General features: G+C 54.9%; 10 protein-coding genes. 8 read left to right on the top strand and 2 right to left on the bottom strand.

What is annotated here, in order from left to right; genetic code table 11:
• Positions 1-5: 5 nt before the first annotated feature.
• Positions 6-3,920: an ATP-dependent RNA helicase HrpA gene (gene hrpA / locus QLQ17_RS09830; RefSeq protein ID WP_283209406.1), complete on the top strand. Its 3,915-nt coding sequence runs from the start codon at positions 6-8 to the stop codon at positions 3,918-3,920.
• 114 nt (positions 3,921-4,034) lie between these two features.
• Complete coding sequence (locus QLQ17_RS09825; RefSeq protein ID WP_283209405.1) at positions 4,035-5,156, top strand: beta-ketoacyl-ACP synthase III; 1,122 nt, start codon at positions 4,035-4,037, stop codon at positions 5,154-5,156.
• Positions 5,157-5,158: 2 nt separating this feature from the next.
• Here the strand turns inward: QLQ17_RS09825 and QLQ17_RS09820 are convergent, their stop codons facing one another.
• Complete coding sequence (locus tag QLQ17_RS09820) at positions 5,159-5,572, bottom strand: acyl-CoA thioesterase (protein ID WP_283209404.1); 414 nt, start codon at positions 5,570-5,572, stop codon at positions 5,159-5,161.
• Positions 5,573-5,661: 89 nt separating this feature from the next.
• Between QLQ17_RS09820 and QLQ17_RS09815 the strand changes: the two genes are divergently transcribed.
• From QLQ17_RS09815 to dinG, 5 genes are read left to right on the top strand one after another with little or no spacing between them, the layout of a single operon-like run.
• Positions 5,662-6,453 carry an MlaA family lipoprotein gene (locus tag QLQ17_RS09815; protein ID WP_283209403.1) on the top strand — a complete coding sequence of 264 codons (792 nt, stop codon included), beginning with the start codon at positions 5,662-5,664 and terminating at the stop codon, positions 6,451-6,453.
• Between the two features lie 55 nt (positions 6,454-6,508).
• A complete protein-coding gene (locus QLQ17_RS09810) occupies positions 6,509-7,996 on the top strand; it encodes a DUF3336 domain-containing protein (RefSeq protein WP_283209402.1) in 1,488 nt (495 codons plus the stop codon).
• Position 7,997: 1 nt separating this feature from the next.
• Entirely contained in the window at positions 7,998-9,680 is a 1,683-nt protein-coding gene (locus tag QLQ17_RS09805) for an ExeA family protein (RefSeq protein ID WP_283209401.1), read from the top strand.
• A gap of 1 nt (position 9,681) precedes the next feature.
• Positions 9,682-10,398 (top strand): general secretion pathway protein GspB, encoded by a 717-nt coding sequence (locus tag QLQ17_RS09800; RefSeq protein ID WP_283209400.1) that lies wholly within the window; start codon positions 9,682-9,684, stop codon positions 10,396-10,398.
• Position 10,399: 1 nt separating this feature from the next.
• Complete coding sequence (gene dinG / locus QLQ17_RS09795; protein WP_283209399.1) at positions 10,400-12,580, top strand: ATP-dependent DNA helicase DinG; 2,181 nt, start codon at positions 10,400-10,402, stop codon at positions 12,578-12,580.
• 259 nt (positions 12,581-12,839) lie between these two features.
• Here dinG and QLQ17_RS09790 read toward each other — a convergent pair whose 3' ends face one another.
• Positions 12,840-15,557 carry a winged helix-turn-helix domain-containing protein gene (locus QLQ17_RS09790; RefSeq protein ID WP_283209398.1) on the bottom strand — a complete coding sequence of 906 codons (2,718 nt, stop codon included), beginning with the start codon at positions 15,555-15,557 and terminating at the stop codon, positions 12,840-12,842.
• Positions 15,558-15,842: 285 nt separating this feature from the next.
• On the opposite strand from QLQ17_RS09790, the gene cysB reads away from it, so the two are divergent.
• Positions 15,843-16,820 carry an HTH-type transcriptional regulator CysB gene (cysB, locus tag QLQ17_RS09785; protein ID WP_283209397.1) on the top strand — a complete coding sequence of 326 codons (978 nt, stop codon included), beginning with the start codon at positions 15,843-15,845 and terminating at the stop codon, positions 16,818-16,820.
• Positions 16,821-16,849: the final 29 nt, after the last annotated feature.

The raw sequence follows: 16,849 nt of genomic DNA, 5'->3' as shown, positions 1-16,849 counted from the left end.
GCGTAATGTCAGACGCTTCAACCACAAATCAAACCAGCAAGACCAGCGTCAGAGAGATCCTCTCGGCGCTGGCGCAATGTAACCAGCGGCAAGCCGCTCGCATACACAAACTGGTTGCCCGGACAAAAGGGCAACCAGGTCAGAAAGAGCTGGATAAAATCCAGCGCTGGTTGGAGGATGGTGAAGCCATCGTTCGCCGCCGCCAACAATCTCATCGGCCAGTTTCATTCCCTGAATCATTGCCTGTGTCGGAGCGCGTTGATGATATTCAGCGTGCCATCGACGAGAACCAGGTCGTCATCATTGCTGGCGAGACCGGTTCTGGTAAAACCACCCAGATACCGAAAATCTGCCTGAACAATGGGCGCGGTATTCGTGGTTTGATTGGCCACACCCAGCCCCGCCGAATTGCAGCGCGTACCGTGGCGGGCCGGATTGCCGAGGAAATCGGCGAGCAGACCGGAGGGCAGGTCGGGTATCAGGTTCGCTTCACCGATACCACATCAGAGCAGTCCCGGCTGAAGGTGATGACCGATGGCATTCTGTTGTCGGAAATTCAGCACGACCGGTTTCTCGACGGCTATGACACCCTCATTATTGACGAGGCTCACGAGCGTAGCCTGAACATCGACTTCCTGCTCGGTTATTTGAAGCAGTTATTGCCTAAACGTCCGGACCTGAAAGTGATCATCACTTCGGCCACCATCGAGGTGGAAAGGTTCAGTGAGTTTTTTGGTAATGCGCCAGTGATTGAAGTCAGTGGTCGCACCTTTCCCGTGGATATCCGTTACCGCCCCCTTGCCGGCGATGAAGACGATCGCGACCAGGGTTGGGGTGACGGTGTCATTCAGGCCATCGAAGAAATAGAGCAGCACGAGCGGGCAGAGAAAAAGCCGCCGGGCGATGTGCTGGTGTTTTTGCCGGGTGAACGCGAAATCCGCGGTCTGAGTAAGACACTGCGGCACGCCGAGTTGCGACACACAGAGGTACTACCGCTGTACTCACGGCTGAGTAATCAGGAGCAAAACCGGATTTTTCAGAGCCATGCCGGCCGTCGGATTGTGCTTTCGACCAATGTGGCAGAAACGTCGCTGACGGTCCCCGGGATACGCTATGTGATCGACACCGGCGTCGCCCGGATCAGCCGCTACAGCGTGCGCTCCAAAATTCAGCGTTTGCCGATCGAACCCGTTTCCCAGGCCAGTGCGAATCAGAGGGCGGGACGGTGCGGCCGGGTGGCGCCAGGTATCTGCTTCAGGCTTTACGACGAATCGGATTTTGTTACTCGCCCGGAGTACACCGATCCTGAAATTCTGAGGACCAATCTGGCGTCGGTCATTCTGCAAATGACCACGTCTGGGCTTGGCGACATCAGGCACTTTCCTTTTCTTGAGGCGCCGGACCGGAAGCTCATCAATGACGGCTATAAACTGCTTGAAGAACTAAGCGCCGTGGACGGCAAACGCCGGGTCACACAGCTTGGTCGAACCATGGCCCGGTTGCCACTGGACCCGCGACTGGCACGGATGCTGGTGACAGCTTCCGAGCAGGGCAGTCTGGCAGAGACCCTGGTGATCATTGCAGGCCTGAGCATTCAGGACCCAAGAGAGCGACCGCAGGAAAAGCAGCAGGCCGCCGACCAGGCCCATGCACCCTTCAACGATAAAGAATCGGATTTCCTGACCCTGCTGAATGTCTGGAATTACTTCGAGGAACAACGGCAGGAGCTTTCGCAGAATCAGCTTAAAAAGGTGTGTCAGAAATCCTTCCTGTCCTGGATGCGCATGCGGGAATGGCGGGATATTCACCGTCAGCTGACGCTGATCTGTCGCGAACAAAAGCTGAAACTCAACAAGGAAACGGCCAGTTACGCGGCTCTGCATAAAGCCATTGTTTCCGGGTTGTTGGGACAGATAGCGACCAAACTGGAAAAAAAGGAATATCTGGCTACGCGAAACCGAAAAGTTCTGATTTTCCCCGGATCGAAGGTTTCGAAGTCTTCGCCTAAATGGATTGTGGCGGCGGAAATTGTCGAAACCAGTCGTGTGTTTGCCCGAATGGTTGCCAAAATTGAGCCGGAATGGATCGAGCCGTTGGCGGGTCATGTGGTGAAGCACCACTATTTCGAGCCTCACTGGGAACAAAAACGGGCCCAGGTCATGGGCTATGAAAAGGTGACGCTTTACGGCCTGGATATTATTCCGAAGCGCCGCATTCCCTACAGCAAGGTCGATGCTGCCGAGTGCCGGAACCTGTTTATTCGTCGCGCTCTGGTGGAGGGCGATTACCAGTCCAAGGCACCGTTTATAGAACGAAATCGCGCACTTCTTGACTCGGTCGAGAATCTGGAAAAAAAAACCAGACGCAGAGATCTGCTGGTAGACGACGAAACGTTGGTGGATTTCTACGATCAACGGTTGCCAGCGGATATTGTCAGCGGCAGGCACTTTGAAAGTTGGTGGAAGTCACTGGATGCTGAAACATTGAAAGGCCTGGAACTTACCGAAGCCGATATTCTTCAGCGCCCGGTCGACGAGCATGCGGACGCGCTCTACCCGGACTTCCTGGAATGGGAAGGGGTAAAATACCCGCTTAGCTACGAATTCGAGCCTACCAGTGAAAGGGACGGTGTGACGCTTCAGGCACCGGTGATGGCGCTCAAGCAGCTGCCAGCACGGCGCCTGGAATGGCTGGTACCAGGCCTGCTTCGGGAGAAATGCATCGCGCTGGTGAAAGGCTTGCCTAAGGCCTTGCGGCGGAACTTTGTCCCGGTGCCGGATTTTGTGGATGCAGCGGTTGAAAACCTTCAGCCGTCCAATGAACCCTTGACCCTTCAGCTCGGTGAGCAGCTCAGGAAGATGACCGGTGTGGCCATACCGCCGGATGCCTGGTCTGAGTCTGAGCTGCCGAATCACCTGCGGATGAACCTTCGTGTGGTTGACGACGCTGGCAACCCCATCGCGGAAAGCCGGGAGACGGATAATCTCCAAAGCGAACTTGAGGGCCAGGCGGAGGAAGCCCTGGCACAGGCGACATCCAGTGAGCACCAGCCCCGTGATTCAGCGCCGTCCACCGCATGGGCGTTCGGAGACATGCCGACGTCAGTGACGACTCAGAAAAGCGGCATGGAAGTGACTGTTTATCCTGCTCTGGAAGACCTGGGGGACTCGGTTCGCCAGATTCAGTGTCTCGACCCTTTGACTGCCGAGGATTGTACCCGGCGGGCTCTGGCACGGCTGATTCTGATTCGCTTTGGTAACACTCTGGAAGGGCTTGATCGCAAGCTGCCACATTTCAAGCAATCGGGCCTGATGTTCGCTCCGGTGGGTCAGTCCCGCGTGCTGCTGGATGATTTGCTGATCAGTACCGCCATCGAGCATTTTCTGAGGGGCCAGATCCCTCGCACGGAAGCCGAGTTTGTCGATTGTTTTGAGTCGCAGCGTGCGGATTTTATTCCGGCACTGGAAGAGGCGGATCGGCAACTGCATCAGGCGATGACGGGTTATCACGCAGTAATGAAGCAGCTGAAAGGCAAAATCGATCTTGCGGTTGCCAACAGCATGGCAGATTTGAAATTTCAGATGCAGAACCTGGTATATCCGGGCTTCCTGGTGGAAACACCGCCTGAATGGCTGGCCTGCTTTGGGCGATACTTTGAGGCAGCAGCCATACGCCACGAGAAAATGCGCCGTGAGATGGGCCGGGAAAGAGAGTTTCTCCATACCATAGAACCACTCTGGTCCCGATATGCGAGCAAAAAAGATCAACAGGCTCGTCAGGGCGTGCGCGACCCGGAGCTGGAACTGTATCGCTGGATGCTGGAGGAATTCCGGGTGTCTTTTTTTGCACAACAACTGGGCACCGCCATGCCGGTATCGGTCAAGCGGCTGGAGAGGCAGTGGGAAAAGGCCCGCGTTTAAGACCTTTGTCGCCGGGAGCAAAAACACAGGACTGTGTTAGTATTTGGTGCATGAGAAACGATAGTTCGTTTGTTGTTTCATCACTGTTTTTTATCAATACGACGAGGGGTTAGCGTGATTAAAGCCGTCATCAGCGGAACCGGGCTCTACACTCCGCCAGCGAGCATCAGTAACGATGAGTTGGTCGCTGCTTTCAATGCGTATGTCGAGCGCTACAATTCGGAGCACGCTGACGAAATCGCCCGGGGTGATATAGAAGCCCTTCAGCCGTCATCATCGGCCTTCATTGAGAAAGCATCGGGCATTAAGTCCCGCCATGTCATTGACAAAGAAGGCATTCTGGATCCGGAACGCATGTGTCCGAACATCCCGGATCGCCCTAATGATGAACCCTCTGTTCAATGTGAAATGGCCATCACTGCCTGTAATCAGGCATTGGAGCAGGCGGGTAAAACGGCGGCAGATGTCGATGCACTGATCGTTGCCTGTTCTAACCTGCAGCGAGCCTATCCAGCGGTCTCGGTTGAAGTGCAGGATGCATTGGGCATTGAAGGTTTTGCCTATGACATGAACGTGGCCTGCAGTTCCGCAACGTTTGGGCTTCAGGCCGCCGTGAACGCGGTTGAGAACGGCGCTGCGCGATCAGTGCTGGTCGTTAGTCCGGAAATATGTTCCGGCCACCTGAACTTCCGTGATCGTGACAGTCATTTTATTTTCGGCGACGCCTGTACTGCGATCCTTGTGGAAAGGGAAGAAGACGTTTCTCCGGGTACAGGATTCGAGATTCTTGGCACTCGTCTGAAGACCAAGTTTTCGAATGCCATTCGTAACAATTTCGGCTTTCTCAATCGCGCCGATAAATCCGGGGTTAACAAGCCCGACAAACTCTTTGTTCAGCAGGGCCGCAAGGTGTTCAAGGAAGTGTCACCACTGGTGGCAGAAACCATTCTGGGGCAACTGGCTTCGCTATCTGTGGGTGCAAATGAGTTGAAACGCATGTGGTTGCACCAGGCCAACCTGAACATGAACCAGCTTATTGCTCGCAAAGTGCTCGGTCGGGACGCATCAACTCAAGAAGCTCCGGTTATTCTGGACGAATACGCCAACACCAGTTCCGCAGGGTCTATCATCGCGTTCCATAAGCACAGGGATGACTTCACCACCGGCGATCTGGGTGTGATCTGCTCCTTCGGTGCAGGCTATTCCATTGGAAGTGTGGTGGTCAGACGCCGGTAAGGTCAAGCGCCAGATGCTGCCAGTGACCTCAGCGCGTCCGGAAGACGGGTTGAGGTCCGTGCGGTACGGTCAAACCACACAATCTTTGCGTAGCCCTCCGCGTAAACGTCGCCAGTCTCGGCATCTGTCAGGGTGTGATAGGTGTCAAGACTGGTATTGCCCGCCTTGTCAGCGTATGTTCTTACCTCGACGGTAGCAGGGTGCGCCATTTCCTTGAGAAATGTGGCGCTGGTCTTGATAATAACGGGGCCGTCAGGGTCACCCTCTTTTCCCAGCTTGAGTGAGGCTAGCCAGGTAATTCGAGCCTCTTCGAAGAAGCGGAAATAAACCGTATTATTGGCGTGACCGTAAGCGTCCATGTCCCCCCATCTGAGCGGCATGGATAGAGTGCTTACCAGGTTTCCAGGTACGGACATCGTTTAGCTCCTAGTTCAGGGATCTCAGCTGGTTCAAGTGCCGGTATTTTTGTCAGAACTTTTAGGATTTCACAACCTCGGGTTATTGAATGAAGCAGATAGCACTCCGGCATACCGTCTTTTTTCTTTTTTTGGCCCTGATTGCAGGCCCCAAGAATGCCCTGGCTCAGAGCGTTCAAGCCGAAACGGCGTCCGGCTATGACAGCAGCTACGGCGATAACACCTCAGATCGGGACCCGTATGAGGGTTGGAATCGTGAGGTCTATGGTTTTAACCGGACGATCGATGACTGGTTCCTCAGGCCCGTTGCCAAAGCTTATCGAGCAGTGATGCCCGGCGTCGCAGACCGAGCCGTCACCAATTTCTTCAACAACCTGACGGAACTGCGCAATTTCGCCAACAGCGTGTTTCAGCTGAAACCGGAATCCGCAGTCGTAGCCACAGGGCGTTTCACCTACAACACGATTTTCGGACTTGGTGGCCTGTTCGATGTAGCAACGGCTTTTGACCTGCCGGAGCGGCCGGAGGATTTTGGCCAGAGCCTGGGGTACTGGGGAGTGAATTCCGGACCTTATCTGATGCTTCCTTTCATGGGGCCTTCCAACCCCAGGGATCTGGGTGGTTTTTTGACCGATAGTCTTGTTTTACCCTCAGCCTGGGATGAAGTCGAGGAACCAGAGGTATACTTTGCGCGGGCGCTTCAAATCGTAGACAAGCGAGCTGACCTGATTCCGGCAGAAGGCTTCATTTCCGGCGATGAGTACACCTTCGTCCGCAACGCCTACTTGCAACGTCGGGAATTTCTGATCAACGATGGGCGAACGGTCAATGATCCGTTTGCCAGTGACGATGACGAAGATCTGATGCTGGAAGACTTCTGATTCCTGATTCCATTGGTCGGTGACTGATCTCACGGGGCTCATAGAGGGTAGGGCGATGGCTGATAGCCGAATCCGAAAATTCCGAAAAATGCTTGCCGAGGCGCCGAACTATGAAGCCTGGAAGGCGGCTGCATTGGAGTTGGATTTTCTCGAGGGGAATGTCGATTGGAAAGAAGACTTTGCGTCTGACCTCTACCATTACGAACTCGTTTACGACCGGCTAAGTAACCTTCGGCACTATCGTCTGCAGAACGACATGGATCGCCTCAAGCGCGCGTTACGGGAAGGATTGCACCACGACCTTGGAAATATGGGCAACCCGGCGCTTTATACCCGGTCGCGAGTGGGCACCAAGCATCTGATTGAAGAATACATCACGCAGGTTTGCGAATCTCTCGATTATCTGTGTGATACGGAAGACAGTAACTTCCCGACGATCGATAAAATTCAGTTTTTCCGCGACACATTGACCAGTTTTGGTCGTCCCGCGTTGTTGCTCAGCGGTGGCGCCTCCCTCGGTATATTCCACTTCGGCGTTATCAAGGCGCTGTGGGAAAAAGGGCTTTTGCCACAGGTAGTCGCTGGCTCAAGCATTGGCGCCATCATCGCCGGGATTCTTGGCGTGCACAGCGACGCCGAAGTTCCCGATATGCTGGTGCCTGAAACCCATAATCTGAAGGCCTGGAAATGGCGCGGTTTGTTCAGTGCGATCCGTGGCGATGGATTGATGGATCAGCAGACGCTGAAGGAATGCCTCAGGGCGAATATCGGAGAATACACCTTCGAGGAGGCGTTCCAGCGCTCCGGTCGATCAATCAACGTGAGCGTATCGCCGGTACAGGTGCACCAGCAGGCCCGTCTGTTGTGCGGTTATACCTCGCCCTACCTGCTTGTATGGAGCGCCGTGCTTGCCAGCGCTGCCGTCCCCGGTATCTTCCCACCGGTTACCTTGATGAAGAAGGACATATCCGGGAACGTGCTACCCTACATGTCCCGCCTTAAATTTGTGGATGGCTCGGTGGTTAGTGATCTCCCGATCGACCGTCTGATGCACCTTTACGATGTGAATTTCACGATAGTCAGCCAGACCAACCCCCACGTGGTGCCCTTTCTGAACAATCGTGGCCGGGATGAAAAGCTGAAACTCAGCAACATTCCCATGCATTTGCTGAAGTCCGAGGTCAGCTTTCATGGACAAGGCGTCTTCGACTATTTGCGCAAGAGGGTACGGCCGGAGTTGCTCAGACAGATGTCCGGCCAGATGTATTCCATACTGGGGCAGCGCTACACCGGTGACGTGACGATTGCGCCATCCTATCGCCTGAAGGATTATCGGCGGATTTTGGCGAATCCGGATCCGGCCTGGGTGAAAGAGATGATCCTACAGGGGGAGAGGGCAACCTGGCCCAAGATTTCCATGATTCGTTCCCATGCGAGAATTTCGAAAACCCTTGAGCGCTGTATACGTCGGTTAAAAAGCGAACAGCGACGTTCCACGGCGGATCTGCGCCTTGTAAGCCCGGCTGAATCCGGTAAGTCCTGAAATGTACAATGATTTCTTTGGCTTTAGAGAGCCACCCTTCTCCATTGCTCCTGATCCTCGCTACCTCTACCTGAGCGAACGCCACAAAGAGGCGCTGGCGCATTTGATGTACGGCGTTCAAGGCCAGGGCGGCTTTATCGTGATTACGGGGGAAGTGGGTACTGGGAAGACAACGGTTAGCCGCTGCTTCATTGAGAATGCGCCCGACTACGTTGATATCGCGCTGGTTCTGAACCCGCGTCTTTCTGCGAGGGAACTGCTGTCTTCCATCTGTGATGAACTTGAGATCGAACATTCTGCCCGTGCGTCCATCAAGGAGCTGGTTGGCCTGATTAATGATGATCTGCTTGAGGCCCATGCGGCCGGGCGCCATAAAGTCCTCATGATCGACGAAGCCCAGAACCTTTCTGCCGAAGTCCTTGAGCAACTGCGCCTGCTCACGAATCTCGAAACCACTGAGAAAAAACTGTTGCAGATCGTTCTTCTGGGACAGCCCGAGTTGCAGGACATGCTGGCGTTGCCGCAACTCAGGCAGCTAAACCAGCGGGTTACTGCGCGCTATCACCTTGAGGGTCTGGTGCGGGACGAACTCGATGCCTATATCCGCTACCGACTGGGCGTGGCGGGCATGCGTGGCGAAATATTCAGTGAGGGGGCCATCAAAGCCCTCTACCGGCATAGTCAGGGCATTCCCCGGTTGATCAATCTGATTTGTGATAGGGCATTGCTGGGTGCTTATGCACAGAGCGAGCACCACATCACTGCCAGACACATTCGCCGGGCAGCGGCTGAAGTGAATGGCCCGAAGTCACGCAAGTCCCGGCTACTTGCTGACCGGCCCCTGCGACTTACCATGGTTTCTTTAAGTGGCGTTCTGGCCCTGTTGCTTACCCTTACCTGGGTTGGTGACGATTCGGGAGAGGTGTTGGATAACGCCGTTGAAACCATCAGCAATGAAGCCTTCGTCGGCACTGTCGACAGGATTGAAGACGCACCGGAAAGCGCCGTTTCGAGCGAAACAGCCGAAGCTACTTCCGAGCTAAACGAATTCAGCTTTGATCAGCGTATGACGTCTCTGGCGGGTGCCTTTGGTGCCTTGTTTGACCGTTGGGGTCGCAACTATGAACCATCCAGCGCGCCCATTGCCTGCGATTTCGCCGAAACACAGGGGTTACGGTGCCTGGACAACCGCATGTCTCGTCAGGGCCTGATGTTTCTGAACCGACCTGCCATTCTTTACCTGCGCGATAGCGCGGGCCAGACCGGGTTTGTGGTTCTGAACTCGTTGAATGACGGGGAAGCCAGCATTGTGAACGCGCAGGGCAGCAGGACAGTCGCCTTCAGCAGCGTGGAGCCCTACTGGCATGGGCGGTTTACGGTGCTTTGGGAGGTTCCTCCTTTTGATTCTGAGGTTTCCGGTGACTCTCCCGATGCTCTGACGGATAAGCAGATCTGGCTCAGTGCGCGGTTAATGGAGTTGGCTGGTCAGCAGTCGGCCAATCGCACCGAAGAAAATCAGGTTGTCCGGATGAATTCGGACGAACAGATTCGATGGTATCAGTCGAAGAAAGGGTTGACCGTGGACGGCATCGCCGGTGCCATGACTATCATACAGATGAACAACGATCTGAATGCGCCGGTTCCCAGGCTTGATCGGCTGGCAAAGCAAGGCGGGGCTGGTTGATATGTCATACATACTGGATGCGCTGCGAAAATCCGAATCTGAAAGGCGGCAGGGCCGGGTACCAGACCTCGGTCAACAGGTACAACTGATCCACAAACCCAAGAAGAGATCTTCTATGGTGCTTGTCTGGGTTGGTGTTGGGCTGATGCTGAATGCGGCAGTGCTGATCTATATTTTCCGGCCCAGCGCCTTTGTTCCCGCTATAGAGCCAAAGGCCGCGGAAAACCCCGCACCCTCCACAGCACCGGAACCGGAGCCGGTCACTGAGCCAAAGACCGAAGTAGATGCGACTGGCAACGCTCAAACGAACGAGTCTGAGGAGGCATTGTCAGAACCCGCTCAGCAGGTAGAGCGGCCAGAAGTAGCCAGCAGTGCCGAGGAGCAGGAGAAGCCGACAATTATCGTGCCTTCCCGGAGACGTTCTGAGCCAGCGAGCGACGAGGTTCAGGCCCAGCCATCGTCCGCAAGCTCAGTGCCACACCTTGTTGAAATGCCTCTGCCGTTCCAGAAGTCCGTTCCCGATCTGGTTTTTAACAGTCATATCTATGCGTCCGAACCTTCATCCCGCCGCGTGATGATTAACAACCAATATCTGAGAGCGGGAGATAGCTTTTCGGGCATCCGGGTTGATCAGATTACCGAACAAGGCGTTGTGCTGAGTAAGAATGGCCGGCAGTTCAGGGTTGGCAGTGTTCGAGACTGGGTGAGCCCCGAATAATATGGCACTGACAGAGGAAACCAAACAGACCATACAGCAGGCATACCGTGATGTACTGGCGGGCAAGGACATCAAAGCCCGATATGGGCAACGGCTGATGATCGCAGAAATCGCCCGCTACATGGGCGGGATTACTGAAGAGGATGGCCTGCGTACCTCGCCCCCCGCAGCGTGCGTAGTGGAAGCAGGCACGGGTACCGGTAAAACCCTGGCCTACCTGATCTCGGCCATTCCTGTTGCCAAAGCCCTGGGAAAAACCCTGGTGATTTCCACCGCGACGGTGGCGCTACAGGATCAGATCGTGAACAAGGATCTGCCTGACCTTCGAAAACACAGTCATCTGGACTTCGACTGGACACTTGCCAAAGGCCGGGGGCGCTACTTGTGCCTTTCCCGTCTCGAAGCCCGTCTTCACGATGAGGGAAATGGCGACAGCGACACCATGCCATTGTTTCTCATGGATGAACCGGGGCAACAGGAACCTGGTACCCGGGAATTTTTTGAAGATATGCTGGCCAGTTATGGCGCTCGTCGCTGGGATGGCGACAGGGATCATTGGCCGGATCAGATTCCTGATGATATCTGGCGCCAGGTGACCACCGATCACCGGCAGTGCACCAATCGCCACTGTTCCTATTTCGACAGCTGCGCCTTCTTCGAGGCACGGAAAGATCTTGATGAAGCGGACATTATCGTTGCGAATCATGATCTGGTGCTGGCTGACCTGGCACTGGGCGGGGGCGCCATACTGCCTGAGCCGGAGAACGCCCTGTTTATCTTCGACGAAGCACATCATTTGCCGGAGAAGGCTCTCAATCATTTCGCTGCGTCTGTGCCTCTCAACGCGACGCGGCAGTGGCTGAAGCAGCTTTCCCAGGCACTGGGGAAGATGCAGCCGTTTTTCGCGCCTGGGACAACGGCAGCCAAGAGCATCGACAAAATCAGTTCCGCCTCCCGCGAACTGGATGGGGCTTTGGCCAATATTTACTCCGAAGCGGAAGAAAATACCGGTTGGGAATTCAGTGAGGAGCGGCGCTCCGCCCAATGGCGCTATCCCGAAGGCCAGTTACCGGACGGGCTGGCTGAGCTGGCCACTGAATCGAGACTGGCGACGGCAGCTTTGGTGCGCCAGTTAGGTGTGATGGTTGATGAACTTCAGGCCGCTTTTGATGACCGCAAGGAAAGCGATATTGACCGAGACACCGCCGAAGCCTGGTATCCGATACTTGGGTCTTTTCACAGTCGAGCGGAGGATCAGCTGCGCCTCTGGGTAGCCTGGTGCGACAACCCGGCAGTCCTAGCAACCGACCAGGACGATTCCGATTCGCAGTCAGCCAGAAAATCAGGACCTCCCCCGGCACGGTGGGCTATCCGTCAGCGCTGGGACCACGCAGAAGACATTACTTTCTATAGCAGCCCGGTACTTGCCGACAATTTGTTGTTCACACGTCTCTGGTCACGAGCGTTCGGCGCTGTGTTGACCAGCGCCACCCTGACAGCACTCGGGCGCTTTGATCGCCTCAAATCCCGGGCAGGGCTGCCAGCAGACAGTCGCTTCGTGGTAGTGCCCAGCTCGTTCCGTTACCAGGAAATGGCGACGGTTGAAGTGCCGAATATCAAGGTGATGCCCACCGATGAAGGGTTCGGTGATGCTCTGGTGCAGCGATTGCCGGAACTTTGGGCGGGAGAAAAGGCAACCCTCGTGTTGTTTACCTCCAGGCGCCAGATGAAAATGGTTCATGAAGTGCTTTCGCCAGAATTCCCCGAACTGATCACTACTCAGGACGATATGGCAAAAGGTGAAGTGCTGAGGCGTCACTGTGCTCGCGTGGATGAAGGTTTGCCGAGCGTCCTGTTCGGGGTGGCAAGTTTTGCTGAGGGCATCGATTTGCCAGGCAAATACCTAAGCCACGTTGTGATCACTCGGCTGCCATTCTCCGTGCCAGACGATCCGATTGAGGCCAGCCTCGCCGAATGGGTAACACTCAGAGGTGGCAACCCGTTCATGGAAATAACGGTACCGGATGCGTCCATCAAATTGGTGCAGGCCGTTGGCCGGCTTCTGCGAACCGAGTCGGATACTGGCCGCGTCACGATTCTGGACCGCAGAATTATTGTTCGGCGTTACGGCCAGCTATTACTTGACGCGCTTCCCCCATTTCGCCGAATCATTGAGCCGTAAAGCATCCTGAAAGCGCCAAACATAAAAAAAGAGCCAACCTTTAGGGGATGGCTCTTATGAAAAGGGTTCGATCTGAACCCGGGCGTCGAAATAACGCAGAACAAGAAGTCTGAAGGCCTGAATTTCAGAATTCTGTCTGAGGTTTCCCTCAGCGTTGAGTGAATAATAGGGGAGTAGAGGGCGTATCTGGATCGTCCAAAGGGCGTAGAGGGATTAGAAAAGCTAAAAAAAGTGTGACGTGCGTCACAAAAAAGAGCGCTCAGCTCAGCAAGCCAAGTCTGCGAGCCTTCGCCAGCGCCTCTGTTCTGGAGCCAACGGCCAGCTTGCCATAGAGGTTTCGAATGTGCGCTTTTACGGTCGTTGGAGCGACCCCCATATCAGCGGCGATGTTCTTGTTGGCCAAACCGCGGTTAATCAATTCAAGCACCTGTATTTCCCGCTGGCTCAGAGGCTCCACCAGCCGTTCGTTTTCTTCCGCAGCCTTCTGCCCAGATTCGGAGTTGCTTGATGTCTCCGCGACTTTTTCCTGAAGTTCTTCCAGCATCCTCAGTACACGTTTGTTCCACTGCCCGGGTGCACGAAGGGCTGGCAGGTTGAGGCACATGCGTTGAATGGTTTTGCTTTCTTCTGCCAGCAGACGCATGAAGCCAGCTTCGGAGGCCCGCTGAATGGCCAACGTCAGCATCTTTTCAGCATCCAAGTGTTTGCCCTCTGCTGCCAAAGCTTCACTGTACACCAGCTGAATTTCTGCAAGATGTCGGTAGTGTTGATCTTTTTCAGCACTCAAACGCAGCGGTACCAGTGTGGAGGTCGCTTTTCTGGGTTTGCCCTGAGCAACCTGAACTCGAGCTACGCTTATTTGATTCTGCTCTTGATTCAGAGGGTTAGTGAAGGTTTCTGAAGTAACTTGTTCAAGCCATTCTTCGGCCAGATCAAGATGCCCGGTGGCGAGATAGCAGCGAGCGAGAAGAGCGGAGCAGGCGGGCGGCTCGAACAGGATGTGGTCTCGTTTGCGTCTGGCCACGCTAACCGCATCCTCAAGCACTTCGATGGCTTCCTGGAATCGGCCTTCGCTAAACGCAAGGTGGCCGCGTACGAATTGTATGATGACGTGCTGGCCTGGCTCGGTGCCACTATTTACATGATCCAGAAGTGGTGCCAGGTAGGAAGCCGCTAGCTGGGGCTGGTTCCGTTCCCGATAGATTTCGATCAGTGCGCTGTTCTGCCAGCAGGAAATCAGCATGGGCTGACGCGGATCACTGTGATGTTGATCGACCCATTGGCGCACGGACGTGCAGGTTTCCAGCGCAGTATCAATGTCGCCACGATTGTATTGGATCCAGGCCAGCAGCCCACCGCTAGAAAGTACCGTGCTGGGTTTCCGCTCAACCTGGCCATAACGGACCGAGGATTTTAGTGCTTCTTCGGCATCAGCCAGGGCGCCCTTGCCATAGTAATCCAGACCCAGACCATAATAAGTCACGGACTTGAGGGGTATTCTCGTGTAGTCGATATCCCTCAGGACCTGTTGAGTCAGGTCGCTGGCACTTTTGTCGTCGCTCCGAGACCGGGCCAGGTAAGACCGTATTAGCGATATCTCGCTTTGCAGGCCAAGAGCACCTGCAGAATCCGGATGAGAATCGGCGACCCTCTTGTCCAGCATGTCTTCAAGCTCGGTGAGCAGAGGATCCAGCATATCGACCCGGTTGCCAAAGAACAGCGCCCAGACCTGAAGCATTAAGAGCTGGGGGCTTTCAGACAGAATGTCTCCGGGAAGCGAATCCAGCCAGTCCAGAACCTGGAGATGAAATCCTGCATGGATCAGGTTGTTTCCGTGCTCAGCCAGAACATTTGCCAGCCAGGACCAGTCCCGTTGCAGAACAATTTGGCCAATGGCTTCCTGGACGTGACCATGTGCCAGCAGCCATTCCACCACTCGCCGCCATTTGGATTCGGCCTGCTCAGGGTCAAGTTGTTTCGCCCGTTGTAATAATGCTTCCCGGAACAGGTCGTGATACCGGAACCACTCATTGCGAGTGTCCAGAGGAATAAGAAACAGGTTCTCGCGCAGTAATTGTTCCAGAAGCGCCTGACTGTTGGAGGCCTGACGGACGGCATCGCACAGTGATGCGCAAAGCCGAGGGCAGAATGCCGTATCGAGCAGGAAATCCCTGATAGGCCGGGGTTGCTGTTCCAGAACCTCGGATAGCACGTAGTCACTTATTTTTCGTTCGTCGACGTCCAATTGTGGTTTGGCGAACGGCTGGTCTTGCGACTCAAACCGACCGCCGGACAAGGCGGATAGCTGCATGGCGGCCACCCAGCCTTCCGTTCTGGCGCAAATGCGGCTCACTTCATGGTCGCTGAGCGTCAGGCCCATCGTATCCCGGAAAAAATCACGGCATTCCTCTTCTGAGAAAGCCAGGAGGCTGGGGTGAATTTCTTCAACCCAGCGACGCACACGCCATCTGGCGAGTGGCAACGCAGGTTCTGTTCTGGAGGTCAGAGTGACAAGCACTTCCGGGGGCAGGTAATCCAGGAAAAAAGACAGCTGTCGTTGGATCTGGGTGTCCTGGATAAAATGATAATCGTCCAGCACCAGGGACCAGGGTGCCTGATCCGACGTCAGCGCATTGATCAATGAGGTAATCGGGCCTTCAAGCTCCTGTAGACTGCACTGAGCAAGTTGCTGACGGCATTCTTCCAGACCTGTGAGGCCATTGGCCTCAAAAGCTCCAACCACGTATTGCCAGAAACGCCGGGGCTCATCGTCATGTTCATCAAGTGACAACCAGGCAGTGGGTCTTGTGGCGCTTGAACACCATTGGCAAACCAATGTGGTTTTACCAAAACCAGCCGGGGCAACCACCAGATTGAGCCGTTTCGTATCTGACCCTTCCAGCAATGAAGACAGGCGCTGCCGGTCAACAGAACGAGGATCGGGGGAAGGTCTCAGGAATTTAGTGGTTAGGAGCATCGGGTCTCTTGGGCGTCTTTGAACGTCGTTGAATACCGGTAACAGGTTCGATAGGGGATTGTGTGCTTTGTCACAGCCAAGTCAAGGGCAGCAGCGACGGTACCACCTCCGCATTTGGGTTGTAGGCTGGCTGCGTTTCTCCAGTTTTGGTCTAAACTGTGAAAAACAATCAGCGGTATACTCCAAAAGAATGAAAACAAATGTCCTTATACGTAAGATCCCACTACTGAGTTCAGGCGACATTGCATCCAGGCACGTCGATATTAGTTGGGAGTGGCACTGATAATGAAACTACAACAGCTACGGTATATCTGGGAAGTAGCGCACCACGATCTCAACGTTTCGGCGACCGCGCAGAGCCTGTTTACCTCTCAGCCCGGCATCTCCAAACAGATACGATTGCTGGAGGATGAACTCGGCCTCGAGGTGTTTGCCCGCAGCGGCAAGCATCTGACCCGTATCACGCCCGGTGGCGAGATTATTATCCGGGAAGCGGGCGAAATCCTTCGCCGCGTTGAGGGCATCAAAAAGATTGCCCAGGAATTCAGCAATCAGCGTCGTGGCGAACTGAGCATTGCTACGACGCATACCCAGGCCCGTTACGCCTTGCCCCCTATTATCAGCGGTTTCATCGAGGCGTTTCCGGAAGTCTCATTGCACATGCATCAGGGCACACCCATGCAGATCTCCGAAATGGCCGCCAATGGCGCTGTTGATTTTGCCATTGCCACGGAAGCGATGGAGCTGTTCAACGATCTGATCATGATGCCTTGCTATCGCTGGAATCGAAGCGTCATCGTTCCTAAAAACCACCCGTTGGCACAGGCTTCCGAGTTGTCGATTACGGAACTCGCGAAATACCCGTTGGTCACCTACGTTTTTGGTTTTACCGGTCGGTCCAAACTGGACGAAGCCTTTCAGGCTCAGGGGCTGACGCCGAAAGTAGTGTTCACCGCCGCGGATGCGGACGTTATCAAGACTTACGTTCGATTGGGTCTGGGGGTCGGTATTATTGCCAGTATGGCGTTCGACGAGGCCACGGATTCCGATCTGGTTGCCCTCGATGCCCGCAACCTCTTTCGTCCAAGCGTAACCCGCATCGGCTTCCGTAAAGGGACATTCCTGCGAGGCTATATGTACGACTTCATCCAGCGATTCGCTCCGCACCTGACCAGGGAAAGGGTGGATGAGGCCGTGAGTCACCAGGGCAGTCGATCAGAGATTGAGGATCTGTTCTCCGATGTGGATCTGCCCACCTACTGATAACTCGAGAACTGAAATAGCGTCCGCAA

The organism is Marinobacter sp. CHS3-4 (genome assembly GCF_030053415.1).
Lineage (GTDB): Bacteria > Pseudomonadota > Gammaproteobacteria > Pseudomonadales > Oleiphilaceae > Marinobacter.
The sequence above is the reverse complement of the archived record's forward strand: the minus strand, read 5'-3'. Positions and strand labels throughout refer to the sequence as shown.